Annotated in this window: 20 protein-coding genes; 12 read left to right on the top strand and 8 right to left on the bottom strand. The window is 62.2% G+C overall.

The window, feature by feature from the left end; translation table 11 throughout:
• Window positions 1–48: 48 nt before the first annotated feature.
• The 6 genes from AC1DVE_RS20990 to AC1DVE_RS21015 all read left to right on the top strand — a co-directional run bounded on the left by AC1DVE_RS20990 (window position 49) and on the right by AC1DVE_RS21015 (window position 5,149).
• Entirely contained in the window at window positions 49–1,233 is a 1,185-nt protein-coding gene (locus AC1DVE_RS20990; RefSeq protein WP_223455972.1) for an ABC transporter substrate-binding protein, read from the top strand.
• A 30-nt stretch (window positions 1,234–1,263) separates the two neighbouring features.
• Window positions 1,264–2,223 (top strand): YVTN family beta-propeller repeat protein, encoded by a 960-nt coding sequence (locus AC1DVE_RS20995; RefSeq protein ID WP_223535941.1) that lies wholly within the window; start codon window positions 1,264–1,266, stop codon window positions 2,221–2,223.
• On the top strand, window positions 2,220–2,951 hold the full coding sequence (locus AC1DVE_RS21000) for an ABC transporter ATP-binding protein (RefSeq protein ID WP_223455973.1): 732 nt from the start codon (window positions 2,220–2,222) through the stop codon (window positions 2,949–2,951). Before AC1DVE_RS20995 ends, AC1DVE_RS21000 begins: the two co-directional genes overlap by 4 nt.
• Window positions 2,948–3,739 (top strand): ABC transporter permease, encoded by a 792-nt coding sequence (locus AC1DVE_RS21005; protein ID WP_477784163.1) that lies wholly within the window; start codon window positions 2,948–2,950, stop codon window positions 3,737–3,739. Before AC1DVE_RS21000 ends, AC1DVE_RS21005 begins: the two co-directional genes overlap by 4 nt.
• Window positions 3,740–3,869: 130 nt before the next feature.
• Window positions 3,870–4,427, top strand: coding sequence for a PQQ-dependent catabolism-associated CXXCW motif protein (locus AC1DVE_RS21010; RefSeq protein ID WP_223455975.1), 558 nt, complete (start codon window positions 3,870–3,872; stop codon window positions 4,425–4,427).
• A gap of 56 nt (window positions 4,428–4,483) precedes the next feature.
• On the top strand, window positions 4,484–5,149 hold the full coding sequence (locus AC1DVE_RS21015; RefSeq protein WP_046037303.1) for a response regulator transcription factor: 666 nt from the start codon (window positions 4,484–4,486) through the stop codon (window positions 5,147–5,149).
• A 112-nt stretch (window positions 5,150–5,261) separates the two neighbouring features.
• On the opposite strand, the gene nahK is transcribed toward AC1DVE_RS21015, so the two are convergent.
• The 6 genes from nahK to AC1DVE_RS21045 form a co-directional block, all read right to left on the bottom strand.
• Window positions 5,262–7,895, bottom strand: coding sequence for a hybrid sensor histidine kinase/response regulator NahK/ErcS' (nahK, locus tag AC1DVE_RS21020; protein WP_223455976.1), 2,634 nt, complete (start codon window positions 7,893–7,895; stop codon window positions 5,262–5,264).
• Window positions 7,825–8,982: a nitric oxide-sensing protein NosP gene (gene nosP / locus AC1DVE_RS21025; RefSeq protein WP_223455977.1), complete on the bottom strand. Its 1,158-nt coding sequence runs from the start codon at window positions 8,980–8,982 to the stop codon at window positions 7,825–7,827. The genes nahK and nosP overlap by 71 nt, the downstream gene beginning before the upstream one ends.
• A gap of 154 nt (window positions 8,983–9,136) precedes the next feature.
• Window positions 9,137–10,321, bottom strand: a complete 1,185-nt coding sequence (locus AC1DVE_RS21030; RefSeq protein ID WP_223533918.1) for a porin — start codon at window positions 10,319–10,321, stop codon at window positions 9,137–9,139.
• Between the two features lie 221 nt (window positions 10,322–10,542).
• A complete protein-coding gene (locus AC1DVE_RS21035) occupies window positions 10,543–11,349 on the bottom strand; it encodes a sulfite exporter TauE/SafE family protein (RefSeq protein WP_223533816.1) in 807 nt (268 codons plus the stop codon).
• Window positions 11,350–11,358: 9 nt separating this feature from the next.
• Window positions 11,359–12,603, bottom strand: a complete 1,245-nt coding sequence (locus AC1DVE_RS21040) for an NAD(P)/FAD-dependent oxidoreductase (RefSeq protein ID WP_223533815.1) — start codon at window positions 12,601–12,603, stop codon at window positions 11,359–11,361.
• A 167-nt stretch (window positions 12,604–12,770) separates the two neighbouring features.
• Window positions 12,771–13,112 carry an ArsR/SmtB family transcription factor gene (locus AC1DVE_RS21045; protein ID WP_223455981.1) on the bottom strand — a complete coding sequence of 114 codons (342 nt, stop codon included), beginning with the start codon at window positions 13,110–13,112 and terminating at the stop codon, window positions 12,771–12,773.
• Window positions 13,113–13,230: 118 nt separating this feature from the next.
• Between AC1DVE_RS21045 and AC1DVE_RS21050 the strand changes: the two genes are divergently transcribed.
• The gene (locus AC1DVE_RS21050) at window positions 13,231–14,094 is read left to right on the top strand and encodes an MBL fold metallo-hydrolase (protein WP_223533814.1); all 864 of its coding nucleotides are present in this window, start codon (window positions 13,231–13,233) and stop codon (window positions 14,092–14,094) included.
• Between the two features lie 9 nt (window positions 14,095–14,103).
• On the opposite strand, the gene bkdR is transcribed toward AC1DVE_RS21050, so the two are convergent.
• On the bottom strand, window positions 14,104–14,592 hold the full coding sequence (gene bkdR, locus AC1DVE_RS21055) for a Bkd operon transcriptional regulator BkdR (RefSeq protein ID WP_007976593.1): 489 nt from the start codon (window positions 14,590–14,592) through the stop codon (window positions 14,104–14,106).
• Between the two features lie 185 nt (window positions 14,593–14,777).
• Between bkdR and AC1DVE_RS21060 the strand changes: the two genes are divergently transcribed.
• From AC1DVE_RS21060 to AC1DVE_RS21080, 5 genes are all read left to right on the top strand, one after another.
• The gene (locus AC1DVE_RS21060) at window positions 14,778–16,013 is read left to right on the top strand and encodes a 3-methyl-2-oxobutanoate dehydrogenase (2-methylpropanoyl-transferring) subunit alpha (protein WP_223533813.1); all 1,236 of its coding nucleotides are present in this window, start codon (window positions 14,778–14,780) and stop codon (window positions 16,011–16,013) included.
• Window position 16,014: 1 nt separating this feature from the next.
• Window positions 16,015–17,073 (top strand): alpha-ketoacid dehydrogenase subunit beta, encoded by a 1,059-nt coding sequence (locus AC1DVE_RS21065; protein WP_015095444.1) that lies wholly within the window; start codon window positions 16,015–16,017, stop codon window positions 17,071–17,073.
• Complete coding sequence (locus tag AC1DVE_RS21070) at window positions 17,074–18,348, top strand: dihydrolipoamide acetyltransferase family protein (protein ID WP_223533812.1); 1,275 nt, start codon at window positions 17,074–17,076, stop codon at window positions 18,346–18,348.
• A gap of 3 nt (window positions 18,349–18,351) precedes the next feature.
• A complete protein-coding gene (gene lpdA, locus AC1DVE_RS21075; protein ID WP_223455985.1) occupies window positions 18,352–19,734 on the top strand; it encodes a dihydrolipoyl dehydrogenase in 1,383 nt (460 codons plus the stop codon).
• A gap of 327 nt (window positions 19,735–20,061) precedes the next feature.
• Window positions 20,062–21,081: a branched-chain amino acid aminotransferase gene (locus tag AC1DVE_RS21080; protein WP_046037319.1), complete on the top strand. Its 1,020-nt coding sequence runs from the start codon at window positions 20,062–20,064 to the stop codon at window positions 21,079–21,081.
• 165 nt (window positions 21,082–21,246) lie between these two features.
• Here the strand turns inward: AC1DVE_RS21080 and AC1DVE_RS21085 are convergent, their stop codons facing one another.
• On the bottom strand, window positions 21,247–22,008 hold the full coding sequence (locus AC1DVE_RS21085) for an ArsR/SmtB family transcription factor (protein ID WP_223533811.1): 762 nt from the start codon (window positions 22,006–22,008) through the stop codon (window positions 21,247–21,249).
• Window positions 22,009–22,035 lie beyond the last annotated feature (27 nt).

The raw sequence follows: 22,035 nt of genomic DNA on the forward strand, positions 1-22,035 counted from the left end.
CTGCACCACAGCCTTCCTATGCTGGCGCTACCTGTAATGGAGTGCCCTATGCGCCTGCTCATCCCTTACGCCCTGATCTACCTGCTGGCGATTGCCTGCGCCGCCGGCCTGGCCACCCAGAGCCAGGCCGCCGATGCGCCCTTGCAGGTGCGGATCGGCTACCTGGGTTATCGCCCCGACCCCGGCCCGTTGCTGTCGAACGTCATCCCCGAGCCCATCGATGCCGGGCTGCGCGGCGCCGAACTGGCGATCACCGACAGCAACAGCACCGGGCGTTTTCTCAACCACGGCTACAGCCTGGTCAGCGCCAGTGTCGACAGCCCCGAGGCCTTGCTCGAAGCGGCAAAGGTGCAGCATGAACAAGGCCTGCGCCTGTTCGTGGTGAATGCCCCCGCCACCAGCCTGCGCCAATTGAGTGCGGCACTGCCCGACAGTTTGCTGTTCAACGCCGGTAGCCCCGATGACAGCCTGCGCACCACCGATTGCCTGCCGAACGTACTGCACACCTTGCCGAGCCGCGCGATGCTCGCCGATGCACTGGCGCAGTTTCTGGTGTTGCGCAAATGGCAGCGGGCGCTGCTGATTGTCGGCCCGACGCCGGACGATCAAGCCTATGCCGCCGCCCTGCGCCGCGGGGCCAAGCGCTTTGGCTTGCAACTGGTGGCGGAAAAACCCTGGAGCTTCGATAACGACCAACGCCGCAGCGCCCAGGCCGACATGCCGCTGTTCACCCAGACCGCCGAGTACGACGTGGTACTGGTGGCCGATGAACGCGGCGACTTCGGTGAATACGTGCCCTACCAGACCTGGTACCCGCGCCCGGTCGCCGGCACCCAGGGCCTGACCCCGGTGGGCTGGCACAAGACCGTGGAAACCTACGGCGCCGCGCAGCTGCAAAAACGCTTCGAAGCCCTGACCGGGCGCTGGATGAATGACCGCGATTTCGCCGCCTGGATGGCCGTGCGCAGCATCGCCAGCGCCGTGAGCAAACTGCGCCAGGCCGAGCCGATGGCGATCCGTACGCTGGAAATCAGCGACCAGTTGCCCCTCGATGGTTTCAAGGGCCGCAAGCTCAGCTATCGGCCGTGGAACGGCCAGTTGCGCCAGCCGATTCCCATCGTCCAGCCCCGGGCGCTGGTCAGCACCTCACCCCAAGATGGTTTTCTGCACCCGTTCAATGAGATGGACAGCCTGGGCTACGACAAACCCGAGGTCAGCTGCCGTTTTCCCTGATCCGAAAATCACAACAACAAGGAATCCGCCATGCGCCGCACCCTGCTCTCTTGCATCATGCTGCTCGCCGCTGGCCATGCCGTTGCCAGCACTGCCTGGGTCTCCAACGAAAAGGACAACAGCCTGAGCCTGATCGACCTGCAGACCCTGCAAGTCACCGACACCCTGCCCGTCGGCCAGCGTCCCCGCGGCCTGCTGCTGTCCCATGACAACAAGCTGCTGTACATCTGCGCCAGTGACTCGGACCGGGTCCAGGTGATGGACGTGGCCACGCGCAAGATCATCAAGGAACTGCCCTCGGGCAAAGACCCCGAGCAATTCGCCCTGCATCCGAACAATCGCTGGTTGTACGTCTCCAACGAAGACGATGCGCTGGTCACGGTGATCGACACCGAGACTTCCAAGGTGCTCGGCCAGATCAACGTCGGCGTCGAACCTGAAGGCATGGCCGTCAGCCCTGACGGCAAGTGGGCGGTCAACACCAGCGAGACCACCAACATGCTGCACTGGATCGACACCAGCACCCAGACCCTGGACGACAGCACCTTGGTGGATCAGCGCCCGCGTTTCGTCGAGTTCTCCCCCGATGGCGCACAGCTCTGGGCCTCGGCGGAAATCGGCGGCACCGTGACCATTCTCGATGTGGCCAGCCGCACCGTGCTCAAGACCCTGAACTTCCAGATCAAGGGCGTGCACCCCGACAAGGTCCAGCCCGTCGGCATCAAGCTCAGCGCCGATGGCAAGTACGGCTTCGTCGCACTGGGCCCGGCCAATCATGTGGCGGTGATCGATGCCAAGACCTTCGAGATTCTCGATTACCTGCTGGTGGGTCGACGGGTCTGGCAGATGGCATTCACCCCGGATCAGAAGCAATTGCTGGCCACCAACGGCGTCAGCGGCGATGTCTCGGTGATCGATGTCGACAGCCTCAAGGTCAGTAAATCGGTGAAGGTCGGGCGCTATCCCTGGGGCGTGGTGGTGACGCCATGAACGCCCTTGAAGTCAGTGACCTGAGCTTTGCCTACGGCGCCCGAGAGGCCTTGCGCAAGGTGAGTTTCAGCCTGGAGCCCGGGCGCTTCGCCGCGCTGCTGGGCCCCAACGGCGCGGGCAAGTCGACCCTGATTGCCCTGCTGACCCGGCTCTATGATCTGCAGCAAGGCGAGATCCGCGTCGGTGGCTGTTCATTGCGTAGCGCGGCACGCCCGGCACTCAGGCAATTGGGCGTGGTGTTCCAGCAAAGCACCCTGGACCTGGACCTCAGCGTCGAACAGAACCTGCGTTATCACGCTGCATTGCATGGTCTGTCCCGGCGTCAGACCGACCTTCGGGTCGACGCCGAACTGGCCCGCCAGGCCCTGACCGACCGCCGCCGCGAACGGGTACGCGAACTCAATGGCGGCCATCGTCGCCGGGTGGAAATTGCCCGCGCCCTGTTGCATGAGCCGCGCCTGTTGCTGCTCGACGAAGCCAGTGTCGGCCTCGACCCGGCGAGTCGCCTGGCGCTCAACCAGCACATCCGCAGCCTGTGTCGCGACGAGCGCATCAGCGTGCTCTGGACCACCCATTTGCTCGACGAGGTGCAGCCCAGCGATGACTTGCTGATCCTGCATCAAGGCCGGCTGGTAGCCAGCGGACAGGCCGATGCCCTGAGCCTGGAACACGGCGGTGACCTCGGTTCGGCCTTCACCCGCCTGACAACATCAGGAGCTGCCCAATGAACGCTTACTGGCAATGCTTTAGCGGTATCGTGCTGCGCGAATGGCTGCGCTTTGTGCTGCAACGCACGCGGTTTCTCAGCGCCCTGGTGCGGCCGCTGCTGTGGCTGCTGGTGTTCGCCGCCGGTTTTCGCGCAGCGCTGGGGATCGCGATCATCGAGCCCTACGACACCTACATCCCCTATGAGGTCTACATCATTCCCGGGCTGGCCTGCATGATCCTGCTGTTCAACGGCATGCAGGGCTCACTGTCGATGGTCTACGACCGCGAGATGGGCAGCATGCGGGTGCTGCTGACCAGCCCCCTGCCCCGAACCTTTCTGCTGTGCAGCAAACTGTTGGYCACGTCGCTGATTTCGCTGTTGCAGGTGTATGCGTTCCTGGCGATTGCCTGGGTCTACGGCGTGCGGCCACCGGCCATGGGCCTGTTGATGGCGTTGCCGGCCCTGCTGCTGGTGGCGTTGATGCTCAGCGCCCTGGGCCTGTTGCTGTCGAACGCGATCCGTCAGCTGGAGAACTTTGCCGGGGTGATGAATTTCGTGATCTTCCCGCTGTTTTTCCTGTCGTCGGCGCTGTATCCCCTGTGGAAGATGCGCGAGGCCAGCGAGTGGCTGTATTGGCTGTGCGCGGTGAATCCGTTCACCCATGCGGTGGAGCTGGTGCGTTTTGCCCTGTATGAACGCTTCAATCCCCTGGCTCTGGCGGTGTGCACGGGGCTGACGCTGTTGTTTGCGCTGCTCGCCGTGCTGACCTTCAACCCGCAGCATGCGGCCCTGCGCAAATCCAGCTGATTACCCCTCAGGGGATCTTCATTGAACAGGGTGAAATTACTACTTTAGTACTGGTTTCCCTGTCTATCGTCGCATTCCCAACGCCCCCCGACTGGCATGTAATAGGTCCATAACTATAAGGACTTAACCCATGCCACGTGCCCGACGTTGCCTGTTGCGCCCTGCTCTCGCCGCCCTGTCCCTGGGTCTGCTGCTGAGCACCGCGCAGGCCGACACAGCGCTGTTCTCCACCGACGGCTATCGCATCGGCCTGTACCGCAGCCCGACGCCCGACCAGCTGCAAGGCGCAACCATCGTCGACACCCCCGCCCTGCAAACCCTGCTCAACCAAACCCCGCGCCCGGTGCTGATCGACGTCTACCGCCGTCAGTGGCTGCAAGGGCAATTCATCGAAGACCAGCCCCATGAAAACCTGCCCGGCAGCCATTGGCTGGCCAATACCGGGGACGGCGACCTGACGCCGCAATGGCAGGACTATTTCGCCGGCAACCTGAAAAAGCTGACCGCCGGCGACCCGACGCAACCGCTGGTCTTCTACTGCCGCTCCGACTGCTGGTTGAGCTGGAATGCGGTCAAGCGCGCAGCCACCATGGGCTATAAGACTCTGTATTGGTATCGCGATGGCCTGGACGCCTGGCAAGCGGCCAATCTGCCGGTTTCGCCAGCTCGGCCAGAACCCTTTCCCTGAGCTTTACGCGTGCGTGTTGTTGCCACACCATAATCAAAATAATGAGGTGAAAGGCCATGTACAAAATCCTGATTGCCGACGATCACCCGCTGTTTCGCGAAGCCATCCACAACGTCATCAGCGACGGTTTTGCCGGCAGCGAAGTGATGGAAACCGCCGACCTGGACAGCGCCCTGGCCCTGACCCAGGAACACGACGACCTGGACCTGATCCTGCTCGACCTGAACATGCCCGGCATGCACGGGCTCAATGGCCTGATCAACCTGCGTAACGAAGCGCCGACCATTCCGGTGGTGATTGTCTCCGCCGAGCAAGACAAACAGATCGTGCTGCAAGCCATCACCTACGGTGCCGTGGGTTTCATCACCAAGTCCTCACCCCGCGCCCAGATGACCGATGCCATCCAGCAGATTCTCAATGGCAATGTCTACCTGCCCCCGGACATCATCCGCACCGGCAAAAGCAGTACCCACCGGCGGATGAACGACACCCCGAGCTTCCCGCCCGAACTGCTCCAGGCCCTGACCCGCAAGCAACTGCAGGTGCTGGAACGCATGACCAAGGGCGAATCGAACAAGCAGATCGCCTACACCCTGGAAATCGCCGAAACCACGGTCAAGGCCCACGTCTCGGCAATCCTGCGCAAGCTCAACGTGCACAACCGGGTGCAAGCGATCCTGAGTGCCGGGGATATTGATTTCGGGTCTTATCTGCGGCGTTGAGTCAGTAAGACCGCGGCGCCCCTTTCGCGAGCAAGCCCGCTCCCACAAGGACAGCGATGTACCTGTGGGAGCGGGCTTGCTCGCGAAGGGGCCGTCCCATGCACCGTAGATTTCAAGGCCGGCCAAGCAAATGACTCATCGCCGTCTTCAGCTTCATCGGCCGCACCGGCTTGTGCATCAGGGTGTGGCCCAGTTCGCGGATCTGCTGCTTGAGTTCATTGCTGTAGTTGGCGGTGATCATCATCGCCGGAATCGGTGAGGCACGACGGGCATTGATTCTTGCCACCGCATCGACACCGTTCTGATCGTTATCCAGGTGGTAGTCGGCGATCAGCAGGTCCGCCTCGGCGTGGTAGTTGTCCACTTGCCGCGCCAGGTCCTCCTCCGACAGCGCCGTCACCACCCGACACCCCCACCCCTCGAGCAAGGTGCGCATGCCGGCACAAATGGTCGCGTCGTTGTCCAGCACCCATATCCGGGCACCGCGCAGGCGCTCAAGCATCGGCTCGCTCATCTGCAACGCGGGCTGAGGTTTCGGCGCGGTGGCGCTCAACGGTACTTCGACCGAGAACATCGAGCCCCGGCCCGGCCACGAGCGCACATGAATGGGATGCCCGAGGATTCCGGCAATTTTCTCGACAATCGCCAGGCCCAGGCCCAGGCCGCGATCCTGATCGGGTCGCTGCACGTCACCACGCTTGAACTCCTGGAAGATCTCCTCCAGGCGATGCTCGGCAATGCCCATGCCGCTGTCCCAGACTTCGATCGTCAGGCACTGATGATGCCGCCGGCAACCGAGCACCACGCGGCCACTGTAGGTATAGCGAATCGCATTGCTCAGCAGGTTGCGCAGAATCCGCGCGAGCAACTGGATGTCGCTGCGCACCAGCGCCGAGCAGCCGATGAAGTGCAGTTGCAGGCCTTCACTGCGCGCCACCTGGGTGTATTCGGCGGCCAGGTTGTCCAGCAGTTCACTGAGGGCGAACGGCGCAATGTCGGCCTTGATCACCCCCGCATCGAGCTTGGAAATGTCCACCAGGGTGCCGAGCAGGTTCTCCACGTCTTCCAGGGAATTGCTCACGTTGCGCACCAGAATCTCGCTGGACATCGGCTCGCGCCGTTCCAGCAAGGCACTGGTAAACAGGCGCGCGGCATTCAACGGTTGCAGCAGGTCGTGGCTGACGGCGGCGAGGAACTTGGTCTTCGACAGGTTGGCCTGCTCCGCTTCCTGCTTGGCTTCGCGCAAGCGTGACTCGACCAGGCGACGCTCATCGATCTCGCGCAGCAGCTGGTCGTTGAGGGTGGTCAATTCCGCCGTGCGCTCGCGTACCCGCAGCTCCAGGTTCTGATAAGCCTGATGCAGCGCCTCGGCGGTGCGCCGCCGTTCGGTGATGTCGCGGATCAGCACGAAAATCCCCACCACCTCGCCACTGGCCAGACGGTTGGGCACATAGGAGCGCAGCATGTAGCGCTCCTGGTTGTTGACGTTGGTTTCAGCGAACTCGAAGGTCACGCTCTCGCCGGACAGCGCCCTGGCCACGTAGGACTCCAGCCGCTGGTAATGCTGTTCACTGTGCACTTCGCGCAGGCTCTGGCCGAGCATCACGCCTCGCGGCCAGCAGTACCACTCTTCGTAGACCTTGTTGGTGAACTCGTAGACCAGGTCGGCATTGAGGTAGGCAATCAATGCCGGTACGTGATCGGTGATCAGACGGATCCAGTGTTCGCTTTCACTCAGCGCCTCGGCGTGCTGGTAGCGCTCGGTGATGTCGGTGAAGGTGTTGACGAAACCGCCGGTGGGCAACGGATGGGTGCGGATTTCCAGGACCCTGCCATCGTACAGGCGCTGCTCGCATTCGCGGACCGGTCGTCCGTTGCCATCGCGACTGGCCGGGGTCAGCAGGTTCAGCTCGCTGTCGGCGATCACTTCGGCAAACGGGCGATGGGCCGCCACCGGCGCCAGGCCGCTCAACTCCAGGAAGCGCCGGTTCCACAACTCCAGGATGCCCTCGGCGCTGACCATCGCCACCCCTTGGGACAGGTTGTCGACCGCCCGTTGCAAAAGATGCGACTTCTGCGCCACCGCCTGCTCACGGCGTACGGTTTCGCTGAGTTTGACGTCGGTAATGTCGGTGAACAGGATCACCCGCCCGCCTTCCTGGGTCGGCCGCTCGCTGACTTGCAGCCAGCGCCCGTTCTGCAGGCGGTACAGCAGGTTTTCGTCGGCATGCCCCCGAGGCTCTTCGGTGAACAGGCCGTTGTTCATCATCAACCGCTTGACCTCGGTCAGGCGCATGCCAGCGTTGATCCGCACCCGGCTATTGCTCCAGAACGCCTTGAAGCGACTGTTGAACAGCACGATGCGCTGGTCGGCGTCGAACAGCACGAAGGCGTCGGAAATGCTTTCGATGGCATCGATCAGGTGTTGATGCGCCGTTTCCGCGCGCAGGCGGGCTTCGCTGAGCAGATGATTACCGGCCTTGAGTTCGGCCATGGCCTGGTTCAGGGCATCGGTGCGTTCGCGCACTTGCTCGGCCAGCACCACCGAATGCTGGAATGCCGCGTACGGATCGTTGCCGCGGGTTCCCCCGGACTCGACCCGCTCGATCAGCGCGCCATTGATGCGCTGCAGTTTGTGGTTTTCCAGACGCAGCCCGGCCAGTTCGGCCTGCAGCTCAGCGATGTCCTGGGGCACGGCCACGGGCAATGGCAACGCCGGTGAAGGTCTGGTTGATGTGCATGCCATTGAACTGTTCTCCGTAGGTGTTGAAACCCATCACCCGTTGCTCACGCAAAAACCTGCCGATCTGATCAAGACTGCCGTCGTCTTCGAGTTCCAGACGCCGCAGGAAACAGTCGCAACCGATGGTCAGCAGCAAATCGCCCAGGCGCTCCTGCAACCCCTCGAACAGGCTCTGCAGGTTCGGCAGCATCGGGCCCGGGGTCATGGCGGTGAGGACGATGCCGTTTTCCACGGCGCAGTAGAAACTCAGGCTCAGGTCCGGATGCACCTGCTGGATGGCCCGCACGTAGTACTGCTGGTTGATCCGTACCGCCAACGGGTGCGCGGCGAAGACCCGGTGATCGAGCTGCGCCACCGGCACGCCGATGTGCCGGGCGTACTCGGCGGCGGCCGGCTCGGCATTGAGTTCGAAGACTCGGCGCAAGGTGCTGTCGGCCCCGGTGACCACCAGCTTCTCAGCGCGGGGCAGCACGTGGTGGGTGGTGAACACTTCGAAATCCAGCCAGGTATTGACCAGCACCACCACGGCCGCGCCGCTGTGGAACTCGCCATCGAAGTACACATGGGTATGGGTCAGGTAGTTGTCGTCGCCGGCCGAGCCGCCGAAATGCGGAATGTCGCCCAATGCCGCGCTCAAGGCCGCCAGGACCATTTCTTCGCGGCTGGACAGGCCATCGAGCAGGGTCAGGGCAAAGCTGTTGCCCTTGATCGGGGCCAGGGTGTTGCTGCGACAGCCACTGACCAGGCGCTCGACCATTTGCTGGGCGTCGATCAGGCTGAAGTGCTCCATCTGGTCGATCAGCTCGATCGCGATGGAAAAGTGCCGGTGATCGAAGCCCACCGCCGTCACGCAATTGCGCCCGTAGCCCAGCGGGGTGATTTCCCCGGCGCTGGTGCAGCCCACCAGGCGAATGCCGCCGAAGCTTTGCTGCAAGGCCTGGCCCAGCGCCTGCAAGTCGTACTCGGCGGAACAGAAGAACAGCACGAACCCCAGGTGCGGATGCAACAACTGTCGTGCCAGTTCCTGCGCGACCTGCCGGGCATCGGTGGCCTGGGACATTGCACTGACGACGCCTTCGCTCTGCTGCATCCTTACCTCCCGCAGGTGCGTGTGTATGAGGCACGAGTGTACGAAGTCTGTGGGGTGCGACGAATGCTACTTGGGTAGCGGGTAGCCGCTTCGATGGGATGAGACGGTTGGTGACCCTCGCCGCGATGCGCACGGCCAGGGCCACCTCCCGGGGTTACCAGGTCAGCACCGCACCCACTGCGAAGGTGTCGGTGTTTTCGTTCTGCTCGCTGGTGTCGTGGCCGTTGATTTCGAACTGGTTGTACTCGGCCACCAGCTTGAGGTTGTCGTTCACGTCATGGAACAACGCGATGCCGCGGGTCTCGTAGTCCGCGCCGCTGCCGACCACGCCGTTGCCATCGTCATTGGTCTTGCCGTAGGACAAGGCCAGGCGGTTCTTGCCCAGTTTGTAGGAGCCCTGCAACAGGTAGCCGTCGCTGTCGACGTTGCGCAGGGTCGGCTCGCCGGCATTGTTGGTGAAAAACGGGTTGATGCCCTTGGCCTGGAAACCGGACCCGGTGAGGGACAAGCCGCCCATCTTCGCCTGCACGCCATAACCGACACCCTTGGAGGTGACGGTCTCGACCGTGGAATCCGTGTTGTCCGAGGTCTGGTAGCTGCCGTTGACCCAGCTGTAGATCTTTGCCCCGGCCAGGTCGAACTGATAGGTGACTTCGCTCTCGGTACGCGGGTTTTCCTGATAGGCCTTGCCCGTCGGGCTGCTGTCGTTGGTGTCCACCGGGTCCATGATGCCGACCGCCACGCGCAGACCGTCCATCACCGGGGTGCGATAGGTTATCTGCGAGGTCGGGAACGGGTACGGGTAACCGGTGCCAATGTTGCCGAACGACACCCCGCCACCATCCACCAGCCCCAACGTATCGCTGACCTGGCCGTAACCGGCGAGCATTTCGTCGAGCAGGATGTTGGAACGGGCGAACAGCCCGAAGTCCTTGCCGATCAGCACTTCGCCCCATTCCGGGTTGGCCACGGTGCCGAAGAACTGCCGCACATCGATGGCGGTGTCGGTGCCGTTGGTTTGGCTGTCGTTGATGGTGACCCAGAACGAGGCGCGAGCACCGAGCTTGAGATCGTCTACCTGCTTGCCCATGTTGAAGCCCAGGTAGTTGGGTAAAAAGCCCATCTTCACCCGTGACTGCCGACGGTCGAACTGCTCGCCGGCCCGGTCGACATCGCTGTTCACGTAGAAGGCGTTGATGTAGCCGTCGGTGGAGAACGTGGTCTGGTCCTTGTCGTACAGCATGATATCCGCCTCGGCCACTTGGCTCAGGCCAAGGGCAGACAGGCTGGCGATAAAGGCAGGCAGAAAACGATGCGTGACGTTCTTATTGTTGTGCATGGCGCGCTCCGAAACGGGGGACTAAGTGTCGGAGGCGATTATCGAAACCTGACCGGCGGCGCCATACGCTGCCTTGGGGGTGGTTTTCAGGTGCTTTGGATGAGCCGGCGGTGCGTGACAACTATGGCGTAAGACCGCGTGTCGGCAGGGCTTGGAACTTAGGGTGTAGGTCTATAGAGCTGATCAGGCGTGGCTTTTCGTAGGAGCCAGGCGCCCGCAGTTCAGAAGGCCGCTTTCAACAGCATGTAAGCGGCGACCACGACGCAGATGCTGGCGAACCCGCCCTGCAACGCCCGCGCCGGCACCCGGGAGCAGAGCTTGCGGCCGATGATCATGCCGACGATGCTGGAGACGATGAAGGCAATGCCCGAACCGTCGATGCGCACCCCGGCCTGGAACGCGCCGATCACGCCGATGGCCGAAATCAGACTGATCACCATCAGCGACGTGGCGATGATCCCGCGCATCTGCACATCGGTCAGTTGCTTGAAGGCCGGGACAATCAGAAAACCGCCGCCCACCCCCAGCAATCCCGAGACCACGCCGGTCACTGCGCCGAGCGCGGCGAGGGTCGCGGTGCATTTGGCGGTCCAGGAAAAGCGCCCGGTCTGTTGATCGAGCATGCAGTTCTTCTGGCCCCAGTTGGCCTGACCGTGATCGCTGGGGCCCTCGTCCTTGCGCTCGCGGCGCAACATCCGCCCGGCCACTACGACCATCAGCAGGCTGAACAGGATCATCAGGATTTTTTCCGGCAGCTGATGGGCAAAGTAGATGCCCACCGGCGAAAACACCGCACCCAACGCCGCGATCAGCAGCGCCGCGCGATAACGCACCAGGCCATGGCGCAAACCGTCGATGGCACCGACCGCTGCCGCACTGCCCACCGCGAACAACGCCACCGGAGCGGCCTGGGTCATGCTCCAGCCCAACCCCAACACCAGGGCCGGGACCGCAAGGATACCGCCGCCGGCGCCAGTCAAGCCGAGCACCAATCCCATCACTACGCCAAACAGACTTGCCAGCAACATAGGGAGTTCTCAGTCGACCCTGGACACACGTGTCAGCCACTCGCGGCCCTTGAGCATACCGTTCCAGTAGAACCACGGTAGCAGTGTCGCCTTCAGCCACCACGCCGAGCGGCGCGGAATCGTCGGGTCAAGGGGAAAGGTCGGCAGCAACTTGCCCGCGTAACCGAACTCGGCAAGGATCACCTTGCCCTTCTCCACCGTCAGCGGACAGGAGCCGTAACCGTCGTACTTCAGCGGCAGTGGTTGTTGCTTGCGCAAGGCCAGCAGGTTTTCGGCCACCACCACGATCTGCTTGCGCACCGCCGCGGCGGTTTTTGCATTGGTGGTGCCGCAGATATCACCCAGCGCAAAGACGCCGGGATAACGCGGATGCTGCAGGCTGTGGGGGTCGACCTCGCACCAGCCAGCGGCGTCGGCCAACGGGCTGCGGGCAACGAAATCCGGGGCCACCTGAGGCGGCACGACATGCAGCAGGTCAAAGGTCTTGGCCTGGCGGGTGACATTGCCATCGGCATCCCTGACGTCGAACCAGGCGGTTTTCGCCGGGCCGTCGACCTTGACCAGGTTCGAGTTGAAGGCCAACCGGGCTTTGTACTTCTCGATGTACTTCATCAGCGGCGGGACAAAGGTCGCCACACCGAACAGCGCCGCGCCCGCAAGATTGAACTCGACGTCGATGTTGTCCAGCACACCGGTCTTGCGCCAGTGATCGCAGGACAGGTACAGCGCCTTTTGTGGCGCTCCGGCACATTTGATCGGCATGGCCGGCTGGGTGAACAGCACCTTGCCGCCGCGCAGTTTCTGCACCTGATCCCAGGTGTAGGTCGCGTGCCGATAGCTGTAATTGGAGGTCACGCCGTGCTGGCCGAGGGTTTCCTCCAGGCCTTCGATCTTCTCCCAGGCCAGGCGCAGGCCGGGGCAGACCACCAGGTTTTGATAGCCGACCGTGCGCCCGTCACCGAGGGTGAGTTGGCGCTTGTCGGGATCGATGCCCGTCACGGCAGCCTGCAGCCAATGGGTCCCGCGCGGCATCACCGACGCCATTGGCCGCACGGTGTTTTCCACGTTGTAGGCACCACCGCCGACCAGCGTCCAGGCCGGTTGATAGTAGTGCCGGGAGTCGGGTTCGATCACGGTGATATTCAGATGCGGGCTACGCTTGAACAGGCTGGCGACAAAGCCGATACCCGCCGTGCCGCCGCCGATGACCACGATATCTGCACTGATGGATGAGCCCCAGTGTTGATCGTTCATTGCTTGTTCCTTTTGCTGCACGCAAGGATTGATGCTAGTCCAGACACCAAAATCATTGTGGGAGCGAGCTTGCTCGCGATGACGGTTGGTCTGCCAACATTTATGTTGAATGTGCCGACGTCATCGCGAGCAAGCTCGCTCCCACAGGTTCGGTGTGTTGAACAGGATCAGGGTTGAACCCAGCTTTTAAGCACCGCCCCGCAATAAAGCCCGGAGAGGGTTTTCATCACCTGGATCACTTCGTGACTGGCGAGACCGTAAAAAATGTACTTGCCTTCACGACGGGTGGCGACCAGTCCTTCATCGCGCAGGATCCCCAATTGCTGGGACAGGGTCGGTTGGCGCACGCCGGTGATTTTTTCCAGCTCGCCTACGTTGCGTTCGCCCTGGGTCAGCTGGCACAGGATCAACAGGCGATCCTCATTGGCCAGGGCCTTGAGCAGCGCACAGGCCTTGGAGGCCGAGGCGCGCAGTTGAGCGACTTCACATTCGGTCAGACTGGATTGCATTTGCAGGATGCCTTCAACGTCACTTAAGCTGCGAACATTATGTCTTTACATAAAGTGTTGCAACCCATGGCTGACTATTCGTCGTCCGACTTTTCTACCCCTGCACAGGTTCGTGTCCATGCCCGCGCTGATTGAAGCTTTCCTCGACCCCGCCTCCTCGACCTACAGCTACGTGGTCTACGAGGCTGATGGCGGGCAGTGTGCGATTGTCGATCCGGTGCTCGACTACGACGGGGCCGCCGGGCGTACCGCGACCACCCAGGCCGACAGGATCATCGCCTTCGTCCGTGCTCGTCAGTTGCAGGTGCAATGGCTGCTGGAAACCCACGCCCATGCCGATCACCTGTCCGCCGCGCCATACCTGCGCGGGGAACTGGGCGGCAAGATCGCCATTGGCGAGTCGATCAGCAAGGTCCAGGACGTGTTCAAGGCGCTGTTCAATCTGGAGCCCGCCTTCCGCGTCGACGGTTCCCAGTTCGATCACCTGTTCGCCCCCAACGAATCGTTCATGATCGGCAATCTCAAGGCGACCGCCTTGCACGTGCCCGGCCATACCCCGGCGGACATGGCTTACCTGATCGGCAACGATGTGATCCTGGTCGGCGATACACTGTTCATGCCGGACGTGGGCACCGCGCGCTGCGACTTTCCCGGCGGCAATGCCAACCAGATGTACGCCTCGATCCACAAGCTGCTGGCCTTCCCCGCCGACGTGCGACTCTACATCTGCCACGATTATCCGCCCGAGGGCCGCGCGCCCCAATGCATGACCACGGTAGGCGAACAGCGCAAAAGCAACATCCACGTGCGCGACGGCATCGACGAAGCCGCCTTCGTCGACATGCGCACCCGGCGTGATGCCGGGCTGGGCATGCCGACGCTGCTATTGCCGGCGATTCAGGTCAATGTGCGGGCGGGGGAACTGCCGCCGGCAGAGGACAATGGCGTGACTTACCTGAAGATTCCGCTTAACAAATTTTAAGATCGACGTTTAATTCCCCAGGGTCAGCCCATTCGCCGGCAACGGCAGCGCCGTTTTATAGCGCACCTGCTTGAGCGCAAAGCTCGAGCGGATGTTCGCCACCCCCGGCACTTTGGTCAGAAAGTCCATCATGAAACGCTCCAGCGACTGGATGGTCGGCACCAGCACCCGGATCAGATAGTCCGGGTCGCCGGCCATCAGGTAGCACTCCATCACTTCGGGGCGGTCGGAAATCGCCTCTTCGAAATGCTGCAACGCCTCCTCCACCTGTTTCTCCAGGCTGACGTGAATGAACACGTTCACATGCAGCCCCAGCAGGTCGGCATCGAGCAGCGTCACTTGCTCGCGAATTACCCCCAGTTCTTCCATGGCCTTGACCCGGTTGAAACACGGTGTCGGCGAGAGGTTCACCGAACGCGCCAGGTCGGCGTTGGTGATGCGTGCGTTCTCCTGAAGGCTGTTGAGAATGCCGATATCGGTACGGTCCAGTTTGCGCATGAGACAAAACCACCTGTTTTTTGTGTTTATGCAGGTTTTTTATCTGCAAATGATCTTTAGCGCAACGAAACAGAGAGAAATATTCTTCTTGGGCGGGCCTATGATTGTTGTAGGACAAGATTTCTTCTACCGAACGAAATCTGTCAGCTCACTACAAGAAATTCACAAGATCGAGCGTAGAAGCCATGACCCAAGCGTATGAACCGCTGCGCCTGCACGTCCCCGAACCCTCGGGCCGTCCCGGCTGTAAAACCGACTTCTCCTACCTGCATCTGACCGATGCCGGTACGGTGCGCAAACCCCCTATCGACGTTGAACCGGCTGACACGGCTGATCTGGCCCGTGGCCTGATTCGCGTGCTCGACGACCAGGGCAATGCCCTCGGCCCGTGGGCCGAAAACGTGCCGGTAGAGATCCTGCGCAAGGGCATGCGTGCCATGCTCAAGACCCGCATCTACGACAACCGCATGGTGGTCGCCCAGCGTCAGAAAAAGATGTCGTTCTACATGCAGAGCCTTGGCGAAGAAGCCATCGGCAGCGCCCAGGCCCTGGCCCTGAACATCGACGACATGTGCTTTCCGACCTACCGCCAGCAAAGCATCCTGATGGCCCGCGAAGTGCCGCTGGTCGACCTGATCTGCCAGTTGCTGTCCAACGAGCGCGATCCGCTCAAGGGACGTCAGCTGCCAATCATGTACTCGGTCAAGGAGTCCGGTTTCTTCACCATCTCCGGCAACCTTGCCACCCAGTTCGTGCAAGCCGTGGGCTGGGGCATGGCCTCGGCGATCAAGGGCGACACCAAAATCGCTTCGGCGTGGATCGGCGACGGCGCCACCGCTGAATCGGACTTCCACACCGCCCTGACGTTCGCCCACGTGTACCGCGCGCCGGTGATCCTCAACGTGGTCAACAACCAGTGGGCGATCTCGACGTTCCAGGCGATTGCCGGTGGTGAAGCGACCACCTTCGCCGGTCGCGGCGTCGGTTGCGGCATTGCCTCCCTGCGGGTCGATGGCAACGATTTCTACGCGGTCTACGCCGCCTCTGCCTGGGCCGCCGAACGTGCGCGCCGCGGCCTCGGCCCGACCATGATCGAATGGGTCACCTACCGCGCCGGCCCGCACTCGACCTCCGATGATCCGTCCAAATACCGTCCCGCCGATGACTGGAGCCACTTCCCGCTGGGTGATCCGATTGCGCGCCTCAAGCAGCACCTGATCAAGACCGGTCACTGGTCCGAAGAGGAACACACCGCGGTCAGCGCCGAACTGGAAGCCGAAGTGATCGCCGCACAGAAAGAAGCCGAACAGTACGGCACCCTCGCCGGCGGCCAGATTCCGAGCGCCGCGACCATGTTCGAAGACGTCTACAAAGAGATGCCGGAGCACTTGAAGCGCCAGCGCCAAGAGTTGGGGATCTGACATGAACGATCACAACAACAATATCGAGCTGGAAACCGCCATGACCACGACCACCATGACCATGATCCAGGCCCTGCGCTCGGCCATGGATGTGATGCTTGAGCGTGATGACAACGTCGTGGTCTTTGGCCAGGACGTGGGCTATTTCGGTGGCGTGTTCCGCTGCACCGAAGGCCTGCAGAACAAGTACGGCACCTCCCGGGTGTTCGACGCGCCGATCTCCGAAAGCGGCATCGTCGGTGTCGCCGTGGGCATGGGCGCCTACGGTCTGCGTCCGGTGGCCGAGATCCAGTTCGCCGACTACGTCTACCCGGCCTCCGACCAGATCATTTCCGAAGCCGCCCGCCTGCGTTACCGCTCGGCCGGCGAGTTCACCGCGCCGATGACCCTGCGCATGCCATGTGGCGGCGGCATCTACGGCGGCCAGACTCACAGCCAGAGCATCGAGGCGATGTTCACCCAGGTCTGCGGTTTGCGCACGGTGATGCCGTCCAACCCGTACGACGCCAAGGGCCTGTTGATTGCCTCCATCGAAAACGATGACCCGGTGATCTTCCTCGAGCCAAAACGCCTGTACAACGGCCCGTTCGACGGCCACCACGACCGCCCGGTAACCCCGTGGTCGAAGCACCCCGCCGCGCAAGTACCGGATGGCTACTACACCGTGCCGCTGGACGTCGCTGCGATCACCCGTCCGGGCAAGGACGTCACCGTGCTGACCTACGGCACCACAGTGTACGTATCGCAAGTCGCTGCTGAAGAAAGCGGCGTTGACGCCGAAGTCATCGACCTGCGCAGCCTTTGGCCGCTGGACCTGGAAACCATCGTCAAATCGGTGAAAAAGACCGGCCGTTGCGTGGTGGTGCACGAAGCCACCCGCACCTGCGGTTTCGGCGCCGAACTGGTGTCGCTGGTGCAAGAGCATTGCTTCCACCACCTGGAAGCGCCGATCGAACGCGTCACCGGTTGGGACACCCCTTACCCGCACGCGCAAGAGTGGGCGTATTTCCCAGGCCCGTCCCGAGTGGGCGCGGCGTTGAAACGGGTCATGGAGGTCTGAATGGGCACGCACGTCATTAAAATGCCGGACATTGGTGAAGGCATTGCAGAAGTTGAATTGTCGGTATGGCACGTGAAGGTCGGCGACATGGTCGTCGAAGATCAGGTACTGGCCGATGTCATGACCGACAAGGCGATGGTCGATATCCCGTCGCCGGTGCATGGCAAGGTCATTGCCCTGGGTGGCCAGCCGGGCGAAGTCATGGCGGTTGGCAGTGTGCTGATCAGCATTGAAGTCGAAGGCGCGGGCAACGTTAAGGAATCGGCGCAACCGGCACCTGTTAAAGAAGCGCCTGTGGCCGCAGCCAAAGTAGAAACCGTGGTGGAAAGCAAACCGGTCGCTGCCCCGGCGCCGAAAGCTGCCGTTTGCCAGGGCCCGATGGTGGCTCGCGCAGCCGATGAACGCCCACTGGCCTCCCCGGCTGTGCGCAAGCATGCGCTGGACCTCGGCATTCAATTGCGTCTGGTGCGTGGCACCGGCCCCGCCGGCCGCGTGCTGCATGAAGACCTCGACGCCTACCTGGCCCAGGGTCAGTCGAACGCTTCGGCACCGGTGGCAGCTGCTTACGCCCAACGTACCGATGAACAGCAGATCCCGGTGATCGGCATGCGCCGCAAGATCGCCCAGCGCATGCAGGACGCCACCCAGCGTGCGGCCCACTTCAGTTATGTCGAAGAAATCGACGTCACCGCCGTGGAAGAGGTGCGTGCGCATCTGAACGAAAAACACGGCGCGACCCGCGGCAAGCTGACTTTACTGCCGTTCCTGGTCCGCGCCATGGTCGTCGCCCTGCGCGACTTCCCGCAGATGAACGCCCGCTATGACGACGAAGCCCAGGTCATCACCCGCCTCGGCGCGGTGCATGTGGGCGTCGCGACCCAGAGCGACGTTGGCCTGATGGTGCCGGTGGTGCGTCACGCCGAAGCCCGCAGCCTGTGGGACAGTGCAACGGAAATCGCTCGCCTGGCCAACGCCGCACGCAACGGCAAGGCCAGCCGCGACGAGTTGTCCGGCTCGACCATCACCCTGACCAGCCTTGGCGCCTTGGGCGGCATCGTCAGCACGCCGGTGCTGAACCTGCCGGAAGTGGCGATTGTCGGCGTGAACAAGATCGTCGAACGGCCAATGGTGATCAAAGGCCAGATCGTGATCCGCAAGATGATGAACCTCTCCAGCTCATTCGATCACCGCGTGGTCGACGGCATGGACGCGGCGCTATTCATCCAGGCCATTCGTGGCTTGCTCGAACAACCCGCTACCTTGTTTGTGGAGTAAGGCATGCAGACTCTGAATACCACGCTGCTAATCATCGGCGGCGGCCCCGGCGGTTATGTGACGGCGATCCGTGCCGGTCAGCTGGGCATCCCGACCATTCTGGTGGAAGGCCAATCGTTGGGCGGCACTTGCCTGAACATCGGCTGCATTCCGTCCAAGGCACTGATTCACGTCGCCGAGCAGTTTCATCAGACGCAGCACCACCATCAGCTTTCGGCCCTGGGCATCAGCGTTTCGGCGCCGACCCTCGACATCACCAAGAGCGTCGAATGGAAGGACGGCATCGTCGATCGCCTGACCACCGGCGTTGCCGCGCTGCTGAAAAAGAACAAGGTCCAGGTCGTTCAAGGCTGGGCCAAAGTGGTTGACGGTAAAACCATTGATGTTGGCGACACGCGCATTCAGTGCGAGCACCTGGTGCTGGCCACCGGTTCGAAAAGCGTGAACCTGCCGATGTTGCCGATTGGCGGGCCGATCATCTCGTCCACCGAAGCCTTGGCGCCGACGTCCGTGCCCAAGCGCTTGATTGTGGTCGGCGGTGGTTACATCGGTCTGGAGCTGGGCATTGCCTATCGCAAGCTCGGCGCCGAGGTAAGTGTGGTGGAAGCGCAGGAACGCATCCTGCCGGCCTACGACGCCGAACTGACCCAGCCTGTGCACGACGAACTGAGAAAACTCGGCATAAAGATTTACTTGAAGAACAGCGTGCAAGGCTTTGATTTAAAAGAAAATACCTTGCAAATACTGGCCCCGAACGGCGCGACCCTGAACCTGGAAACCGATCAGGTGCTGGTGGCCGTCGGTCGCAAGCCGAACACCCAGGGCTGGAACCTCGAAGCGCTGAACCTGGACATGAACGGTTCGTCGATCAAGATCGACCACCGCTGCCAGACCAGCATGCGCAACGTGTATGCCATCGGAGACCTGAGCGGCGAACCGATGCTCGCCCACCGAGCCATGGCCCAGGGCGAGATGGTTGCCGAGCTGATCAGCGGCAAGAGCCGCGAGTTCAACCCGACCGCCATCGCCGCCGTGTGCTTCACCGACCCGGAACTGGTGGTGGTCGGCAAGACCCCGGACGAGGCCAACGCCGCAGGTTGGGACTGCATCGTGTCGAGCTTCCCGTTCGCCGCCAATGGCCGGGCGATGACCCTGGAGTCGAAAAGCGGCTTCGTGCGGGTGGTCGCCCGTCGGGACAATCATGTGATTGTCGGCTGGCAGGCGGTGGGTGTTGGCGTGTCGGAGTTGTCCACGGCGTTTGCCCAGAGCCTGGAGATGGGCGCGCGGCTGGAAGACATCGGCGGCACCATCCATGCGCATCCGACGTTGGGTGAGGCCGTGCAGGAAGCGGCGTTGCGGGCGTTGGGGCATGCGTTGCATCTGTAAGCAGATCGACCGGAGGCCAATTGTGGCGAGGGAGCTTGCTCCCGCTGGGCGGCGAAGCCGTCCCAACCGGACCACCGCGGTCTTTCAGAAGTACCGCGATGCCTGGTTTTACCAGTGCTGCGCACTGGAACGGGAGCAAGCTCCCTCGCCACAGGATTTCGAACAATGAGGGATCGGCGGCTTTTTTCATGAGCAGGCTAAGAAATCTGTCCGTCACCCGATAGTCTGGGCTGCGATTTAGCCCAAGAATGAAGTATTGTTGTCCCCATCCAAAAAACGTCAGAAGCCTTGAACCGTTTCGGCGGTTGTTCAGTGATAGAGGGTGTCATGGGTAACGAAAGCATCAATTGGGACAAGCTGGGTTTTGACTACATCAAGACCGACAAGCGCTATCTGTCGTACTTTCGCAATGGCGAGTGGGACAAAGGCACCCTGACCGAAGACAACGTGCTGCACATCAGCGAAGGCTCCACTGCCCTTCACTATGGCCAGCAATGCTTCGAAGGGATGAAGGCCTATCGTTGCAAGGACGGCTCGATCAACCTGTTCCGCCCGGACCAGAACGCCCTGCGCATGCAGCGCAGCTGCGCCCGCCTGCTGATGCCGCAGGTGGAAACCGAGCAGTTCATCGAAGCCTGCAAGGAAGTGGTCCGCGCCAACGAGCGTTTCATTCCGCCGTACGGCACTGGCGGCGCGCTGTACCTGCGTCCGTTCGTGATCGGCGTGGGTGACAACATCGGCGTGCGTACCGCCCCCGAGTTCATCTTCTCGATCTTCTGCATTCCGGTTGGCGCCTACTTCAAGGGCGGCCTGACCCCGCACAACTTCCTGATCTCCAGCTACGACCGCGCCGCGCCACAAGGCACCGGTGCCGCCAAGGTCGGTGGCAACTACGCCGCCAGCCTGATGCCGGGCTCCCAGGCCAAGAAGGCGCATTTCGCCGACTGCATCTACCTGGATCCGCTGACCCATACCAAGATCGAGGAAGTCGGTTCGGCCAACTTCTTCGGGATCACCCACGACAACAAGTTCGTGACCCCGAACTCGCCATCGGTACTGCCGGGCATCACCCGCCTGTCGCTGATCGAGCTGGCCAGGTCCCGCCTGGGACTGGACGTGGTCGAAGGCGACGTGTTCATCGACAAGCTCTCCGACTTCAAGGAAGCCGGTGCTTGCGGTACCGCTGCGGTGATCACGCCGATTGGCGGCATCAACTACAACGACCACCTGCACGTGTTCCACAGCGAAACCGAAGTCGGCCCGATCACCCAGAAGCTCTACAAAGAGCTGACCGGCGTGCAAACTGGCGACATCGAAGCGCCAGCGGGCTGGATCGTCAAGGTTTGACCTGACGCCAGACGCACAAAAGCCCCCCATCGGGTGACCGATGGGGGGCTTTTTCATGGTTGCAATTCAACCACTGCCGCTCCCCCTGTAGGAGCTGGCTTGCCAGCGAAGGCGCCCTCAAAACCAGCGCAAGACTCAATGCCGCCTTCGCCAGCAAGCTGGCTCCTACAGGTCCGGGCGAGACGATGCTCCTCGAACTGCCGCCGGTTGCGATCTTTTGCCCTCACGTTCAATCGGCAACTCAACCCCAAACCGCCCCGCTACCTCCTTGCGCCCCAACGCCGTCAATGCCAACGCCCGACTGTCCAGATCCTGGGTCACCCACTTGCGCTTGAGCGCCGTTTGCAGCAACGCCGCGCCCAGCGACCCGCCCAGATGTGGCCGGCGCATGCTCCAGTCCAGGCACGGGCAGGCAAAACGACGGCGCAAGGTGCTCAAGTCCTGCACCTCGATCCCGAGCCCCTGAAACATTGCCGTACCACTGTCGCTCAAGCGATAGGCCTGTTCGTCGGTTTCCTCCAGCCAACCTGCTTCAAGCATCCGGTCATGCAACAGCACCGCCAGGGTTCCCGCCATATGGTCGTAGCAGGTGCGGGCAAATTGCAGGCGGTCCGGGGTACGCGACTGAAAGCTCGGCGCGGTGTTCTGGCCGATCACCATCAGTGCCTCCAGGGCCTGGGCCACGCGTTTGTCCGCCAGGCTGTAATAGCGGTGACGTCCCTGGACGTGCAGCCGCACCAGCGCCAGTTCCTTGAGTTTGGCCAGGTGGGCACTGGCGGTCGACGCACTGACTTCGGCCACCGCCGCCAGTTCGGTGCTGGTGCGGGCGTGGCCGTCCATCAGCGAACAGAGGATTTTCGTCCGCGCAGGCTCAGCGATGGCTGCCGCCACCTGCGAGACGCCGATGTCGTGATGCTCTGCGCTCATATTTCGCTCCCGGACGAATCAACGCCC

Source organism: Pseudomonas sp. P4_B4 (assembly GCF_056402255.1).

Coding starts and splice junctions, on each gene's coding strand:
- AC1DVE_RS21035 (WP_223533816.1), bottom strand. CDS start 11,349: ATGTTGCTGGCAAGTCTGTTTGGCGTAGTGATGGGATTGGTGCTCGGC.
- nahK (WP_223455976.1), bottom strand. CDS start 7,895: ATGGCATGCACATCAACCAGACCTTCACCGGCGTTGCCATTGCCCGTG.
- AC1DVE_RS21050 (WP_223533814.1), top strand. CDS start 13,231: ATGCCCGCGCTGATTGAAGCTTTCCTCGACCCCGCCTCCTCGACCTAC.
- nosP (WP_223455977.1), bottom strand. CDS start 8,982: ATGCAGCAGAGCGAAGGCGTCGTCAGTGCAATGTCCCAGGCCACCGAT.
- AC1DVE_RS21085 (WP_223533811.1), bottom strand. CDS start 22,008: ATGAGCGCAGAGCATCACGACATCGGCGTCTCGCAGGTGGCGGCAGCC.
- AC1DVE_RS21030 (WP_223533918.1), bottom strand. CDS start 10,321: ATGCACAACAATAAGAACGTCACGCATCGTTTTCTGCCTGCCTTTATC.
- AC1DVE_RS21080 (WP_046037319.1), top strand. CDS start 20,062: ATGGGTAACGAAAGCATCAATTGGGACAAGCTGGGTTTTGACTACATC.
- AC1DVE_RS21065 (WP_015095444.1), top strand. CDS start 16,015: ATGAACGATCACAACAACAATATCGAGCTGGAAACCGCCATGACCACG.
- bkdR (WP_007976593.1), bottom strand. CDS start 14,592: ATGCGCAAACTGGACCGTACCGATATCGGCATTCTCAACAGCCTTCAG.
- AC1DVE_RS21040 (WP_223533815.1), bottom strand. CDS start 12,603: ATGAACGATCAACACTGGGGCTCATCCATCAGTGCAGATATCGTGGTC.
- AC1DVE_RS21000 (WP_223455973.1), top strand. CDS start 2,220: ATGAACGCCCTTGAAGTCAGTGACCTGAGCTTTGCCTACGGCGCCCGA.
- AC1DVE_RS21060 (WP_223533813.1), top strand. CDS start 14,778: ATGACCCAAGCGTATGAACCGCTGCGCCTGCACGTCCCCGAACCCTCG.
- AC1DVE_RS21045 (WP_223455981.1), bottom strand. CDS start 13,112: ATGCAATCCAGTCTGACCGAATGTGAAGTCGCTCAACTGCGCGCCTCG.
- lpdA (WP_223455985.1), top strand. CDS start 18,352: ATGCAGACTCTGAATACCACGCTGCTAATCATCGGCGGCGGCCCCGGC.
- AC1DVE_RS20995 (WP_223535941.1), top strand. CDS start 1,264: ATGCGCCGCACCCTGCTCTCTTGCATCATGCTGCTCGCCGCTGGCCAT.
- AC1DVE_RS21070 (WP_223533812.1), top strand. CDS start 17,074: ATGGGCACGCACGTCATTAAAATGCCGGACATTGGTGAAGGCATTGCA.
- AC1DVE_RS21010 (WP_223455975.1), top strand. CDS start 3,870: ATGCCACGTGCCCGACGTTGCCTGTTGCGCCCTGCTCTCGCCGCCCTG.
- AC1DVE_RS20990 (WP_223455972.1), top strand. CDS start 49: ATGCGCCTGCTCATCCCTTACGCCCTGATCTACCTGCTGGCGATTGCC.
- AC1DVE_RS21015 (WP_046037303.1), top strand. CDS start 4,484: ATGTACAAAATCCTGATTGCCGACGATCACCCGCTGTTTCGCGAAGCC.